Source organism: Streptomyces sp. NPDC014656, assembly GCF_043084305.1.
Lineage (GTDB): Bacteria > Actinomycetota > Actinomycetes > Streptomycetales > Streptomycetaceae > Streptomyces.
This window is the reverse complement of the sequence record NZ_JBIBZN010000003.1, coordinates 622,705-635,163: the sequence shown is the minus strand read 5'-3', so window position 1 is coordinate 635,163 and position 12,459 is coordinate 622,705. Positions and strand designations below refer to the sequence as shown.

At 74.5% G+C, this 12,459-nt stretch carries 11 protein-coding genes; 1 reads left to right on the top strand and 10 read right to left on the bottom strand.

Features of this window, described 5'->3' with window-relative positions; all coding sequences use genetic code 11:
• Positions 1–59: 59 nt before the first annotated feature.
• The 10 genes from ACF1ED_RS10165 to ACF1ED_RS10120 form a co-directional block, all read right to left on the bottom strand.
• Positions 60–956, bottom strand: coding sequence for an aldo/keto reductase family oxidoreductase (locus ACF1ED_RS10165; RefSeq protein ID WP_391758759.1), 897 nt, complete (start codon positions 954–956; stop codon positions 60–62).
• Between the two features lie 77 nt (positions 957–1,033).
• Positions 1,034–2,530 (bottom strand): GMC family oxidoreductase, encoded by a 1,497-nt coding sequence (locus ACF1ED_RS10160; RefSeq protein ID WP_391758524.1) that lies wholly within the window; start codon positions 2,528–2,530, stop codon positions 1,034–1,036.
• Positions 2,527–3,456, bottom strand: a complete 930-nt coding sequence (locus ACF1ED_RS10155) for an adenosine kinase (RefSeq protein WP_391758522.1) — start codon at positions 3,454–3,456, stop codon at positions 2,527–2,529. Before ACF1ED_RS10155 ends, ACF1ED_RS10160 begins: the two co-directional genes overlap by 4 nt.
• Before the next feature lie 215 nt (positions 3,457–3,671).
• Complete coding sequence (locus tag ACF1ED_RS10150; RefSeq protein WP_391758520.1) at positions 3,672–5,750, bottom strand: carbohydrate binding domain-containing protein; 2,079 nt, start codon at positions 5,748–5,750, stop codon at positions 3,672–3,674.
• Between the two features lie 256 nt (positions 5,751–6,006).
• Positions 6,007–7,242, bottom strand: coding sequence for a cytochrome P450 (locus ACF1ED_RS10145; protein WP_391758518.1), 1,236 nt, complete (start codon positions 7,240–7,242; stop codon positions 6,007–6,009).
• On the bottom strand, positions 7,239–8,468 hold the full coding sequence (locus tag ACF1ED_RS10140) for a cytochrome P450 (protein ID WP_391758516.1): 1,230 nt from the start codon (positions 8,466–8,468) through the stop codon (positions 7,239–7,241). The genes ACF1ED_RS10145 and ACF1ED_RS10140 overlap by 4 nt, the downstream gene beginning before the upstream one ends.
• The gene (locus tag ACF1ED_RS10135; protein ID WP_391758514.1) at positions 8,465–9,094 is read right to left on the bottom strand and encodes an ATP/GTP-binding protein; all 630 of its coding nucleotides are present in this window, start codon (positions 9,092–9,094) and stop codon (positions 8,465–8,467) included. The genes ACF1ED_RS10140 and ACF1ED_RS10135 overlap by 4 nt, the downstream gene beginning before the upstream one ends.
• Positions 9,075–9,431, bottom strand: a complete 357-nt coding sequence (locus tag ACF1ED_RS10130; protein ID WP_383461992.1) for a DUF742 domain-containing protein — start codon at positions 9,429–9,431, stop codon at positions 9,075–9,077. Before ACF1ED_RS10130 ends, ACF1ED_RS10135 begins: the two co-directional genes overlap by 20 nt.
• Entirely contained in the window at positions 9,428–9,829 is a 402-nt protein-coding gene (locus ACF1ED_RS10125) for a roadblock/LC7 domain-containing protein (RefSeq protein WP_043225763.1), read from the bottom strand. The genes ACF1ED_RS10130 and ACF1ED_RS10125 overlap by 4 nt, the downstream gene beginning before the upstream one ends.
• Complete coding sequence (locus ACF1ED_RS10120) at positions 9,826–11,382, bottom strand: sensor histidine kinase (protein ID WP_391758512.1); 1,557 nt, start codon at positions 11,380–11,382, stop codon at positions 9,826–9,828. Before ACF1ED_RS10120 ends, ACF1ED_RS10125 begins: the two co-directional genes overlap by 4 nt.
• Positions 11,383–11,579: 197 nt before the next feature.
• Here ACF1ED_RS10120 and ACF1ED_RS10115 point away from each other — a divergent pair, with 197 nt between their 5' ends.
• Positions 11,580–12,401, top strand: coding sequence for an SDR family NAD(P)-dependent oxidoreductase (locus tag ACF1ED_RS10115; RefSeq protein ID WP_391758510.1), 822 nt, complete (start codon positions 11,580–11,582; stop codon positions 12,399–12,401).
• The last annotated feature ends 58 nt before the right edge of the window (positions 12,402–12,459 follow it).

The window sequence follows — 12,459 nt, the reverse complement described above, 5'->3', positions numbered from 1 at the left end:
GACTCTCTCCGTACAGGGGGAACCGATCGGGGTGCGGGGGCGGACCGGGCGGGCCCGGGTCAGGGCAGCGGGGCGCCGCGCGCGGCGGTCCAGAGGGCGTACCACTCCTCGTGGCCGAGGCCGGGGGCCCGCTCCACCGCGTCGCGGCAGGCACGGATCCGCTCGGGGCGGGAGGTGCCGATCACCGGCACGATCCCGGCGGGGTGGTGTTGCAGCCACCACAGCACCACGGTCTCCGGGGTGGTGCCGTGCTCCTCGGCGAGCCGGCCGACGAGCGCGGCGGCGGGTCCGGCCGCCGGGTCGGCGTACCGGCCGCCGGCGAGCGCGCCCCAGGCCTGGAGCTCGATGCCCCGCTCGGCGCAGTACTCGACCGTCCCGGACGGGAAGCCGACCCCGGCCCCGGCCGGGGTGTTGACCAGGACGCCCTCCTCGACCCAGGCGCGGCTGCGCAGGCTCATCTCCAGCTGGTCGACGACGAGCGGCACGTCCAGGAAGGACTGGAGCCGGGCGATCTGGGCGGCGTTCATGTTGGAGACGCCGAAGCGCCCGACCAGGCCCTGGCGGTGGAGCGAGGAGAGCGCGGCGGCCAGCTCCTCCGGGTCGGCGAGCGGGTCGGGCCGGTGCAGCAGCAGGACGTCCAGGCGGTCGGTGCGCAGCCGGGTCAGCGACTCCTCGACGCGGCGCAGGACGCTGGGTCCGCGCAGGTCGTAGAAGCCGGGCCGGCCGTCCTCGGGGAGCCGGATGCCGCACTTGGACTGGAGGGTGATCCGCTCGCGCAGGCCGGGGGCGCGGGCCAGGACCTCGCCGAAGACGGCCTCGGACTTGCCGTACCGGTAGATGTCGGCGTGGTCGAAGGCGGTGACGCCGATGGCGAGGGCCGCCTCGACGGCCCGTTCGGCGTGGCCGACGTCGTCGGGGCCGTACGGCAGGGCGTCCCAGCCGCCGCCGAGGCCCATGCAGCCGTAGACGAGGCGCCGTCCCCGGGCGGGGTGGTCCGTCATGGTGGGGGTTCCTCCGTGGTCGGGGACGCCGGTCACGCGCCGGGCCCGGTGGTGAGGGCGGCGGCGAGCAGTTCGGCGGTGGCGAGCACCGGCAGCTGGGTGTTGGCGGCGGGCACGGTGGGCAGCACGGAGGCGTCGGCGACCGTCAGGTTCGCCAGCCCGCGGACCCGGCCCTCGCCGTCCACCACGGCGGCGGGGTCGTCGTCGGGGCCCATCGCGCAGGTCCCGGCCGGATGCCAGTAGGTGCCGGCGCGGGCGCGCAGCTCGTCGTCGCCCAGGAGGTGCGGGGCCGTGCCCCCGGGGAGCGCGGCGAGCCCCTTGAGGGCGGCGGTCCCGGCGAGCGCGAGGGCGGTCTCCAGGCCGGAGCGGAGGGCGGCCAGGTCGTGGCCCTCCGGGTCGGTGAGGAAGCCGGGGTCGAGGGCGAGCGGGGCGAGCGGATCGGCCGAGGTGAGGCGGACGGAGCCGCGCGAGGCGGGTTTCATCAGGAAGGCCGACACGCCGGCCTCGTACCGGCCGGGCGGCAGCGAACCGAACAGGGGCGGGCCCGCCGACGGCAGGACGTGCAGGTTCCAGCCGTCCTCGGGGGCGTGCGCGCCGGCCGTCCGGAGCAGGACGCGGCTGACGTACAGCTCGCCGTCGCGCTCCTTGGCGGCGAGCGCGGCGTCGAGTTCGGGCGTCGGCGCGAGCGGGACGAAGACGCCGGGCTGGTCGCTGAGGTTGGCGCCCACTCCGGGCAGGTCGAGCACCGGGTCGATGCCCAGCGCGCGCAGCTCGCCGGCCGGGCCGATGCCGCTGCGGAGCAGCAGCGCGGGTGAGCCGAAGGCGCCGGCGGCGACGACGTACCGCTCGGCCCGCAGGGTGCGCGGCACCCCGTCGACGAGCACGACGACGCCGTCGACCCGGTCGCCGCGCACCAGCAGGCGGTCGGCGACGGCGTGCGGGAGGACGGTCAGCCGGGGGCGGGCGCGGACCTCGGGGCCGAGGTAGGCGAGGGCGGCGTTCCGGCGGAGCCCGTCGTGCGCGTTGAGGAGCGGGAAGCCGTAGCCGGGTTCGCCGGTGCGGCCCATGTCGACCTCGGCGTGGCCGAGTTCGCGGGCGGCGTCGGCGGCGGCCCGCGCCCAGGGGGAGAGTTCGCGGCCGGGCACGGGGCGCAGTCCCATCGCGCGGACGGCCGCGTCCCGGTACGGCTCCATGGCGGCGGCGCCCCAGCGCTCCCCGCCGGCCCGGACCCACTCGCGGTGGTCGGCCTCGGAACCCCAGGTGTTCCAGCAGCCGTTGACGCAGGACGAGCCGCCGACGACCCGGGCCCGGAAGCGGTGCGCCGCCACCTTGCGCTCCCACAGGTCCTGGCGGGGCAGGGCGCGCGCGTCGAGCAGCGGGGCGGGCCAGCCGGCCGGGTCGGGGCCGTGGTCGGGCCCTGCCTCGACGAGGCAGACGGACCGGCCCGGGTCCTCGCCGAGCCGGGCGGCCAGCACGCAGCCGGCGACACCGCCGCCGAGGACGAGGACGTCGAAGCGGTCGGCGCTCACGCGGCGTCCTCCGGGCCGGTCAGCGCCTCGGCCTCGGCCAGCAGGGCGGCCCGGTCGATCGCGTCGCTGCCGGTGGCGGGGACGGTGCAGGCGTAGGCGCCGGCGATCGCGCCGTAGAGGGCGCACCGTTCGACGGGCTCGCCCGCGAGCCGGCCGAAGAGGAAGCCCGAGGCGTAGGCGTCGCCCGCGCCGTTGGAGTCGACGACCGGTCCGCGCGGGGCGACGGCCGGGACGTGGAGGGGGGCGCCGCCGTCCCGGGTGAGGAGGTAGGAGCCCTCGGCGCCGGCGGTGGCGACGACGACCTCGGCCCGGCCGCGCTCCAGGACGCGCCGCATGGTGGCCTCCGGGTCGTCCAGGGCCGTCGTGGAGACGAAGACCAGGTCGGAGCCGTAGGCGAACTCCTCGTGGTAGGGGTTCTCGCCGTCCCAGTTGTGCAGGTCGGTGGAGACGGTCAGCCCCGCCTCGTGGAGGAGCGGGAGGGCGTGGGCGCAGGGGTAGGTGATGGAGACGTGCGCGTGCCGGCTGGCGGCGGCCAGCTTGCGGACGGTGTCCTCGGGGAGCCGGTCGGCCTCGTCGGAGCGGCTGTTGTCGTAGAGGGAGAGCCGGCGTCCGTCCGGGCCGACGAGGTTGACCGCGCGCTTGGTGCCGCCGGGCTGGAGCACCTCGGTGAAGTCGATGGCGCGGTCGCGGTGGAAGGCGCGGATCAGGTCGCCGGAGGGGTCGTCGCCGATCATGTCGATGTGGTGGGTGCGCAGGCCGAGCGAGCTGAGTCCGAGGGCGACGAAGTCACCGGTCTGCCCGGCGCGGGTCTCGATGCCGGGCTGGATCATGTAGCTGTCGGCGTACGGGAGGGGGAGCTCGGGGACGTACACGATGGTGTCGACGCCGGATCCTCCCAGGACGAGGACGTCGTACGCGCTGCTCATGGCTGTTCCTCTCGGTCACGGGCCGCAACTGCCGCGGATCGCTGAGGAGTTAAGCAGTCCGCCGATCATGTCGGCAAGATCTTGCAGGGTGTTTCAGAAAACTCTTGCGAGGAGGGGGCGGGGGAGGGACCGAGGGACGGGCCGGGGAGGGGCGCGCGGGAACGCCGGGGGCGGGACCGGCGCCCGGCCGGCCCCACCCGTGGCGCGGTCGCGGATCAGCCGCGCCAGGCGTCCGTGAGGGCGAGCCGCCCGGAGGTCGGGACGGTGGCGGTGCGGTTCGCGCCGCTCTCCCACGTCACGGTGCCCGCGGCGTCCTTGCGGACGTACTTGTACGCGAAGGAGGTGCCGGCCGGCAGGTCCAGGTCCAGCTTCCACACCGGGTACGCCGCCGGGTCCAGCCTCAGGGCCGCGGCGGGGGCCCAGGCGCCGAGGGCGGCGACGTCGCCGACGACGTAGACGTCCTGGCCCGGGACGGTGGTGGCGGTGACGGCGAAGGAGGCGCCGCTCCCGGTCTGCTCGCCGCCGTCGTCGCAGGGGTTGCCGGTGCCGACGACGCCGCCCTTGACGGTGACGTCACCGGTGCCCAGCGCGTAGTCGGCGCCGCCGTTGCTGTCCCAGGTGCCGGAGCCGTTGTTGAAGGCGGCCTTCATGCCGGTGGCGGAGCCCAGCGCGACGGTCTTCTTCACCCAGCCGGCGCAGGCGGGCTCCATGGCGACGCCGGGCGCGGTGGTCCACCGGCCGCCGGCCGGGGCGTAGTGGAGGTTGTGGGCCGTCCAGTTCCTGTCGGTGGCGTAGTGGACGGTGACGCTGTTGTCGCCCTCGTCGGGCTTGTCGCCGCCCTTCGCGCCGACGTGCAGGGCGACGGCGTCGTTCGCGCCGACCGTGGCCGTGAACCTCCCGTCGGAGCCGACGGCGTACGTGGTGCCGGTGCAGCCGCCGTTCGCGGTGGGGTCGCCGTGCTGGACGTCGCAGTAGGTGCCGGCCGGCAGCGAGGTCTGGAAGGTCCGGGTGATCGCGGCGCCCTCGCGGTTGACCGCGACGAAGCCCTTGTCCCCCCGCCCGAAGGCGATGGCGTTGCCGCCGTTGTCCCACCAGTCGGTGACCGCCGTGCCCTCCGTGGCGTTGCGGAAGGCGACCATGTTGGCGATCTGCCGCCAGGAGTGCTGGCAGGACCAGCCGTTGGCGTAGCAGGCGCTGACGGCGTGTCCGTTCGGCGCGCCGTCGTCCTTGCCGCCGAACTCGTAGCCGGAGTGGACCGAGGGGGTGCCGTAGGGGTGGGCGAGCATGAAGACGTGGGCGAGCGTGTAGCGGGCGCCGTCCTTGTAGCTGAGGCTGCTGCCGTTGCGCTCGGTGTCGTGGTTGGCGACCATGGCGCCGCTCTGCCCGGAGGGCATGTAGCCCCAGGACTCGCCGAAGTTCTTCAGGTAGGAGAGCTTCTCGTTGCCGAAGATCCGCTTGAGGTCGGTGGTGTAGCGGAACTCCTGTACGTCACCGGTGCGCAGGTACTCGCTCGGGGAGACGGCCTCGCCGGCACCGTGGATGGCTTCCTGGACCCAGTAGACGTTCTGGTCGGTGAGCTTGGAGCGGATGGCGGCCAGGTCGTCCGCCGCGATGTGCTTGACGGCGTCCACGCGGAAGCCGTCGACGCCCGTCGACAGCAGGTCGTTGAGGTATCCGGCGATCTTGCCCCGGACGTGGTCGCTGCCGGTGTTCAGGTCGGAGAGCGAGGGCCGGCCGGTCTCGCCGAGCTCGCACTCCTGGATGTTGTGGCGGTCGGAGTAGTCGCCGCCGATGGGGCGGCGGCAGCCGTGGAAGTCCCCGTCGGAGTAGAGGCCGGGGTAGTCGTACTTGCTGTAGTTCGTGCCCGCCGTGCCGGTGCCGGAGCCCGAGGTCATGTGGTTGATCACCGTGTCGGTGATGACCTTCACGCCTGCCCGGTGGCAGGTGTCCACCATGTCCCGGAAGGCGGCGCGGTCGCCCAGCGGGCCCTGGATCCTGTAGCTGACCGGCTGGTACGCGGTCCACCAGGCGGGGCCCTGGACGCGCTCCTGCGGGGGCGAGACCTGGACGTAGCCGTAGCCCTTGGGGCCGAGGGTGTTCGTGCACTCGCGGGCGATCGAGTCGAAGTTCCACTCGAACAGGACGGCGGTGACCTTCTTGTCGCCGTTGGCCGTCGGGGCGGCCGCCGCGGGGGTCGCCGGGGCGGCCAGCGCCGTCGTCAGGCCGAGCGCCAGCGCGGCGGTGGCCAGCCCGGCCGTCGGCCGCCGGGAGGCGTGGATGAGGCCTAACCTCATGGGTGTGCTCCTCGTGGGGGTGCGGATGCGGGTGCGGCAGGCCCGCCGTACCGGTCGACGGGACGGCGGGCCACAGGGGTTGAAAGAACTTGCCGTAACTTTCAGCAAGACCTTGAGCAAGCTAGGCGTGGCGTCCCGAGAGCGTCAAGACGTCGGACACGGGCAATTCCGCCTGCCCGCTGTCCGCATACGCGAAGAAGCCCGCCCCCCGAGGGGGCGGGCTTCTTCGCGTGCCGCGCGAGGGCGGCGGGATGTCTCAGCCGAGCACGACCGGCAGCTCGAACAGGTCGTTCTGGGTGACCACCGGCTTGTTCCGCAGCTCCTCGCGCGGCACCGCGAGACGCAGCTCGGGGAAGCGGGCGTACAGCGCGGGGAGCGCCACCGAAGCCTCCAGGCGGGACAGCGCCGCACCCGGGCAGACGTGCGGGCCGTGGCCGAAGGAGATGTGACGGATCGACGCGCGGGTGACGTCGAAGTCGCCCGCCGTCGGGCCGTGCTGCTCCTCGTCCCGGCCGATCGCGCCGTGGGACACGATCAGCGCCTCGCCCTTCGGCAGCACCCGGTCGCCGACCTGGATGTCCTCGCTCGCGAACCGGATGAGCACGTGCGAGGTCGGCGTCGACCAGCGCAGGGTCTCCTCGATCACGTTCTCCCAGGGCACCTCGCCCTTGAGGACCAGGGCGCGCTGCTCCGGGTGGGTCTCCAGGGCGACCACGGCGTTCACGATGAGGCTGATGGTCGTCTCGTGACCGGCCGCCACCATCAGCTGGAGGGTGTTGGTGATCTCCTCCGTGCTGAGCCGGTCGCCGTCCTCCGAGGCCTCGATCAGCGCGCTCGTCAGGTCGTCGCCGGGCGACTCCTTCTTGCCCGCCACGATCCCGGCGAAGAGCGTGCCGAGGTCCGCCATCATCTGCGGCACCTCCTCCGGAGGCGTCTGCGTCGAGAAGAACTTCTCGAACAGCGCCTTCATCCGCGGGTGGTCCGCCGCGTCCACGCCCATCAGCTCGCTGACCACGCTCATCGGCAGCGGGTAGGCGAACTCCGCCTTCAGGTCCACCGTCTCGCCCGCCGGACGCTCCGCGAGCCGGTCGAGCAGACCCGCCGTCAGGGCCTCGATGCCGGCCCGCAGCCGCTCCACCCGGCGCGCGGTGAGCGCCTGGGCGACCAGCGTGCGCAGCCGGCGGTGCTCCTCGCCGTCCACCGTCAGCATCGACCTGCCGGGGTTGGCGAGGCCGATCAGCGGCCAGTCCAGCGGTATCTCGCCGCGCTGCCAGGCCCCCCACCGCTCGATGTCCTTGACGAGCCGGGAGTCCGTGAGGAGCGCCCGGGCCTCGGCGTGGCGGGTGACCGCGTAGCAGGGCACGCCGCCGGGCAGCACGACGCGGGCCAGCGGACCGGCCTCGCGGAGCCGGGCGCCCTCGCCGTCGAGGTCCGTGACGAAGGGGTCGAGGACCACGGGCTCGGCGGCGGTGTGGTCGATGGGGCAGGTCATGCGGTCCCTCCAAGGGCGGGGGTCGGGGTGTACGTCACCGGCAGCGCGGTCAGGCCGCGCAGCCAGGGGGAGGGGCGACGTGTCAGGGCGGTCTCGGAGACGGCGAGGTCGACGTCCGGCAGCCGGTCGAGCAGGACCTCGATGCCCGTCCGGGCGATGGTCTCGGCGACCTCCTGCGCGGGGAACGGACAGCGGTGCTCGCCGTGACCGAAGGAGAGGTGGGCGTTGTTGCCGCCGGTGAGGGCGCCGGCGTCGGCCCGGACGTGCGGGTCGGCGTTGGCGGCGGCGAGGCCGAGGAGCACCAGGTCGCCGCGGTCGATCCGCTTCCCGCCCAGGTGGGTGTCGCGCGAGGCCCAGCGGCCGGCGACGTTCTGCGTGGGGGTGTCCTCCCACAGCACCTCGTTCATCGCCTCGCCGACGCTGTGCCGGCCGCCGGAGAGCGAGGCCGCGAAGCGGTCGTCGGTCAGCATCAGGCGCAGCGAGTTGCCGATCCAGTCGGCGGTCGGCTGGTGGCCCGCGGCCATCATCACCATGAGGTCCTGGGCGACCTCCTCGACGGTGAACCCGACGGTGTTGCCGAGCATCCGCGAGGCGACGTCATCGCCGGGCTCCGCGGCCTTGGCGGTGAGCAGCGCGACCATCGCCCCCGCCAGGTGCTGCTGGCCGGCCAGCGCGCCGGGACCGCCGTTGATCATGTCGTTCATCGCCGTGACCAGCGCCGGGCCCTCCTCGTCCGCGAAGCCGTAGATGCTCGCGAGGACCCGGACGGGGAGCAGCATCGCGTACTCGGCGATGATGTCGCACGCGCCCTTGCCGCACAGCCCGTCGATCAGCTCGTCGGCGAAGCGCTCGGCGCGCCGCCGCAGTTCGAAGGGGTCGACGGACTCCAGCGCGGTCGAGATCACCTCGGCCCGCTCGCGGTGGCGCTCGCCGACCGTGTAGAGGATCGACGGCTGTTTGCGGCCGATCATGGGCAGCAGCGGCCAGTCGGCGGGGATGGCGTCCCACTGGTTCCACAGTTCGGAGTCGCGGGAGAAGAGCACCGGGTCGCTGGTGACCTGGTGCAGCTCCCGGTAGCCGAGGACCAGCCAGGCGGGCACGTCGCCGTCGAGGACGACCGGGGCGACGGCCCCGTGGTCCCGCCGGATCCGCCGGTACAGCTCGACGGGGTCGGTGTGGAAGCGCGGCCCGCTCAGCGGGACCGGCGCGGGCTCGGCAGGGTTCACGGGGCGGGCTCCGGGACGGGCCGCGGACCCTGCTCGGGGTCGGCGGCGACGACGTTCTTCAGGTGCTCGACGAGCGAGATGAGGACCTGCTTGCTGGACTCCCGCGAGCGGGCGTCGCAGAAGACCAGCGGGACCTCGTCGGCGAGGTCGAGGGCCTCGCGGATCTCGGCGGGGGAGTGCGAGGGGCCGCCGAAGTCGTTGCAGGCGACGACGAACGGGGTGCCGTGGTGCTCCAGGCGGTCGACGGCGTACCAGGAGTCCGCGATCCGGCGGGTGTCGACGAGGACGACCGCGCCGAGCGTCCCGGAGAAGAGCCGGTCCCACAGGAACCAGAACCGCTCCTGGCCGGGCGCGCCGAACAGGTACAGCACGTTGCGCGCGTCCAGCGAGATCCGGCCGAAGTCGAAGGCGACGGTGGTGGCCGTCTTGGCGGCGACGCCGACGGTGTCGTCGATGCCCTCGCCCGCCTGCGACATGGTCTCCTCGGTGTTCAGCGGGCGGATCTCGCTGACCGAGCGGACGAGGGTGGTCTTGCCGACTCCGAAGCCGCCGACGACGACGATCTTCAGTCCGTTGTCGGCGGTGCTGCTCAGGGTCTGGTGCTGCTCAGAGATTGCGGAGTCCAACGAGCACCTGCTCCAGGATGTCGTGATCGGGAAGGCGGTACGAGGTGGGGCGCGGGTGCCGTGCGCTGATCCGGCCGGTGTCGTGCAGGTCGGCCAGGAGGATCCTGGTGATCGACACCGGCAGCCCGAGTCCGGCCGCGACCTCCACCACGGCGGTGGGGAAGCGGCACATGCGGAGGATGGCGGCGTGCTCGGACTGCATGCCGGGCACCGGATCGCTCTCCGCCACCACGAGCGTGACCACGTCGAAGGCGGTCGATCCGGTGCCGCTGCGGCCGCCGGTCAGGGTGTAGAGGCGGTCGGGGGAGTCGTCGCGACCCGGCCTGACGCGGCTCATCCCCGCGGCCTCGCGACGAGGTGCTCGCCCAGCTGCTCGACCAGCTCGGTCATGTTGTGCCCGACGAGCCCGGCGTCGGCGTCCTCGTCGGCGACCAGCGCGAGGTGGGCGCCCTCCCCGGCCTCGACGATGAAGAGGATGCCGCCGTAGAACTCGGCCATCGCGGAGCGGACCCCGCCGGTGCCGTCGCCGAACTCCACGGACGCCCCGTGCGACAGGCTCTGGATGCCCGCGGCGATGGCGGAGAGCTGGTCGGCCTGGTCGACGGAGAGGCCGGAGGTGCGGCAGAGCTTGAGGCCGTCCCGGGAGAGGACCAGGGCGTGCCGGGTCCCCGGGGTCCGTTCCAGCAGGCCCTCCAGGAGCCAGCTGAGCTTGTCGTCGGTGGTCGTGCCGGTCATCGCGGATTGCCTTCCGAATGGGGGTGGTTCGAGGACGGCGTGGTCGGTTCCGTCGCGGGGGGAGCGGAGGGGTCGGGACCGGCGGCGGGGGTCCCGCCGGACGGGGCCGGGGCCCCGGTGCCGCGCAGGCCGCTCTGGAAGCCGCCGAAGCGGGCGCGGGCCGCCTCGCCGGTGCGGGGCGCGGCCGGGCGGGCCGGTTCGGCGGGGGCCTTGCCGGTCTCCTGGTGCGCGGCCAGGGTCTTGCCCCGCCGCCTGCGGGGCAGCAGGATCCCGGACCCGTCCGTACCGGCGGGGGCCTCGCCCCCGGCCCGGGGGACGGCCTCCGGCTCGGCGGGCGGCACGGAGTCGGGGGCGGTGCGGGGGGCGGGTACGGCGAGCGGCGCGGCGGGCCGTTCGGCGGCGGGCGGCCCGGCCGTCTCGGCGCCGCGGGTGACGATCTCCTGGGGGACCATCAGGACGACGCCGGTGCCGCCGCGGGCGGAGGGCCGGAAGGAGACCGACAGGTTGTGCTTGCGGGCCAGCCGGCCGACCACGTGCAGGCCGAGGCGGGTGCCGGAGAGTCCGGCCAGGTCCTGGGCCGTCGCGTCGACGGCGGCCTCGGCGCGCCGGAGCTGGACGTCGCTCATGGTCAGGCCGCTGTCCTCGACGGTGATGACGACGCCGGCCGGGACCTCCTCCACGTAGACGTGGACCTCCGCGCTCGGCGGGGAGAAGTTGGCGGCGTTGTCGAGGATCTCCGCGAGCGCGTGCATGACGCCCTCGGCGGCGTGGCCGGCGACGGCCGCCTCGCACTTGGAGTGCAGCCGGACCCGCTGGTAGCCGGCGATGCGCCCCATGGCGCCGCGCAGGATCGACTCCATGACGATGGGCCGGGCCCAGCGGCGGCCGGAGCGGGCGCCGGTGAGGACGGCGACGGAGTCGGCGAGCCGGCCCGCCTGGGCGGTGCGGTGGTCGAGGTGCAGCAGGTCGGCGAGGACGTCCTCGTCGGCGTGCCGGTGCTCCATCTCGCGCAGGTCGGCCATCATGCTCGTGGCCAGCGCCTGCATGCGGCCGGCCGCGTTGGCGGCGGCGGCGAGGGCGGCGGAGCGGGCGGACTCGGCGCGGCGCAGCCGCTGCTCCAGGCCGGCGACCGCGGCCGCGTGGCCGGCGGCGAGCCGTTCGGCCTCGGCCCGCTGGGCGCGGACGAGTTCGTCGGTCCGGGCCGTGTGGGCGGCCGCCTCGGCGGCGACAGCGGCCTCGTGACGCTCCTTCAGGGCATCGGTCTCGCGCTCGAAGGCGGCTTGCCGCCGGGCGGCGTAGGTGTCCTGGGAGGCGACCTGGGCGGCCAGCTGTTCGGCCCGCCTGGCCAGGCCGCGGGCGGTCCGCGCGTACCAGGTCAGGGCGAAGGTGGCGGCCCCGAGGAGCAGCACCCCGCAGACCGCGAACCAGGCGAGTGAGGGGCGGACTTCGGCCGGGGCGGCACTCGTCGCGGCGGCGGTGAGCGCACCACCCGCGGCGACGGTCAGCAGGGAGGCGATCAGGGCAGGGCGGAACGGGGTGGGCGACGCCGACATCAACCGGACTCTCGAGAGGCAGGCACAGGGGAGGTTCGGAACGACCGCACTATAGAGGCGTTCTTGATCGGTTCGGAACTCTCCCTGACCGGATTGGCATCCGGACTGATACAAAACCTTCCAAATGGTGGCCGCTGGTTCCGCCCCGGCCCCGTCCACCGGCCCGCCGCGCCCCTCACTCCCGCCCTCCGGGCAGAATGACGGACCGTACGGCACGTCCCCGACCGGAAGGCACACCGGTGAAGCTGCCCGACTCAGGCCGCGGCGTCCTCGTCAGCGGAGCCTCCCGAGGGCTCGGCCGGGCGGTCGCCCGGGCCTTCGCGGCCAACGGCGACCGGGTCGCCGTCCACTACGGCACCCGCGCCGACGAGGCCCGTTCCACCCTCGACTCCCTCGAAGGGACCGGACACGTCCTGGTCGGCGGCGACCTCGCGGACCCCGCGGAGGCGGCCCGGGTCGTCGACGCGGCCGCCGAGGCCCTCGGCGGGGACGGCGGCGGGGTGGACGTCCTGGTGAACAACGCCGCCGTGAACCTCCCGCACCCCCTCGCGAAGACGCCGTACGAGGAGTGGGCGGCGCTCTGGCAGCGGCACGTCGCCGTGAACCTGCTCGCCACCGCGAACCTGAGCCACCTCGTCGCCCGCCGCCTGATCGACCGGGGCGCGGCCGGACGGATCGTCAACATCGGCTCCCGGGGCGCCTTCCGGGGCGAGCCCGACCACCCCGCCTACGGCGCCACCAAGGCCGCCGTCCACGCGCTCGGCCAGTCCCTCGCCGTCTCCCTGGCTCCGCACGGCATCGCGGTCGCCTCGGTCGCCCCCGGCTTCTTCGCCACGGAACGGGTCGCGCCCCGCCTCGAAGGCCCCGGCGGCGCCGCGATCCGCGCGCAGAGCCCCTTCGGAAGGGTCGCAGACCCGGACGAGATCGCGGCCGCCGTCCTCTGGCTCGCCTCGCCCGCCGCCGAATGGGCCTCCGGGACGATCCTGGACCTCAACGGAGCCTCGTACCTCCGGAGCTGAAACCGGCGCACCCCGGGCGCGAGGACGCGCGCGCCGGGGGCGCGGTTCGAACGCCTGC

Coding starts and splice junctions, on each gene's coding strand:
- ACF1ED_RS10125 (WP_043225763.1), bottom strand. CDS start 9,829: ATGACCGGCACGACCACCGACGACAAGCTCAGCTGGCTCCTGGAGGGC.
- ACF1ED_RS10120 (WP_391758512.1), bottom strand. CDS start 11,382: ATGTCGGCGTCGCCCACCCCGTTCCGCCCTGCCCTGATCGCCTCCCTG.
- ACF1ED_RS10155 (WP_391758522.1), bottom strand. CDS start 3,456: ATGAGCAGCGCGTACGACGTCCTCGTCCTGGGAGGATCCGGCGTCGAC.
- ACF1ED_RS10145 (WP_391758518.1), bottom strand. CDS start 7,242: ATGACCTGCCCCATCGACCACACCGCCGCCGAGCCCGTGGTCCTCGAC.
- ACF1ED_RS10150 (WP_391758520.1), bottom strand. CDS start 5,750: ATGAGGTTAGGCCTCATCCACGCCTCCCGGCGGCCGACGGCCGGGCTG.
- ACF1ED_RS10130 (WP_383461992.1), bottom strand. CDS start 9,431: ATGAGCCGCGTCAGGCCGGGTCGCGACGACTCCCCCGACCGCCTCTAC.
- ACF1ED_RS10115 (WP_391758510.1), top strand. CDS start 11,580: ATGACGGACCGTACGGCACGTCCCCGACCGGAAGGCACACCGGTGAAG.
- ACF1ED_RS10165 (WP_391758759.1), bottom strand. CDS start 956: ATGGGCCTCGGCGGCGGCTGGGACGCCCTGCCGTACGGCCCCGACGAC.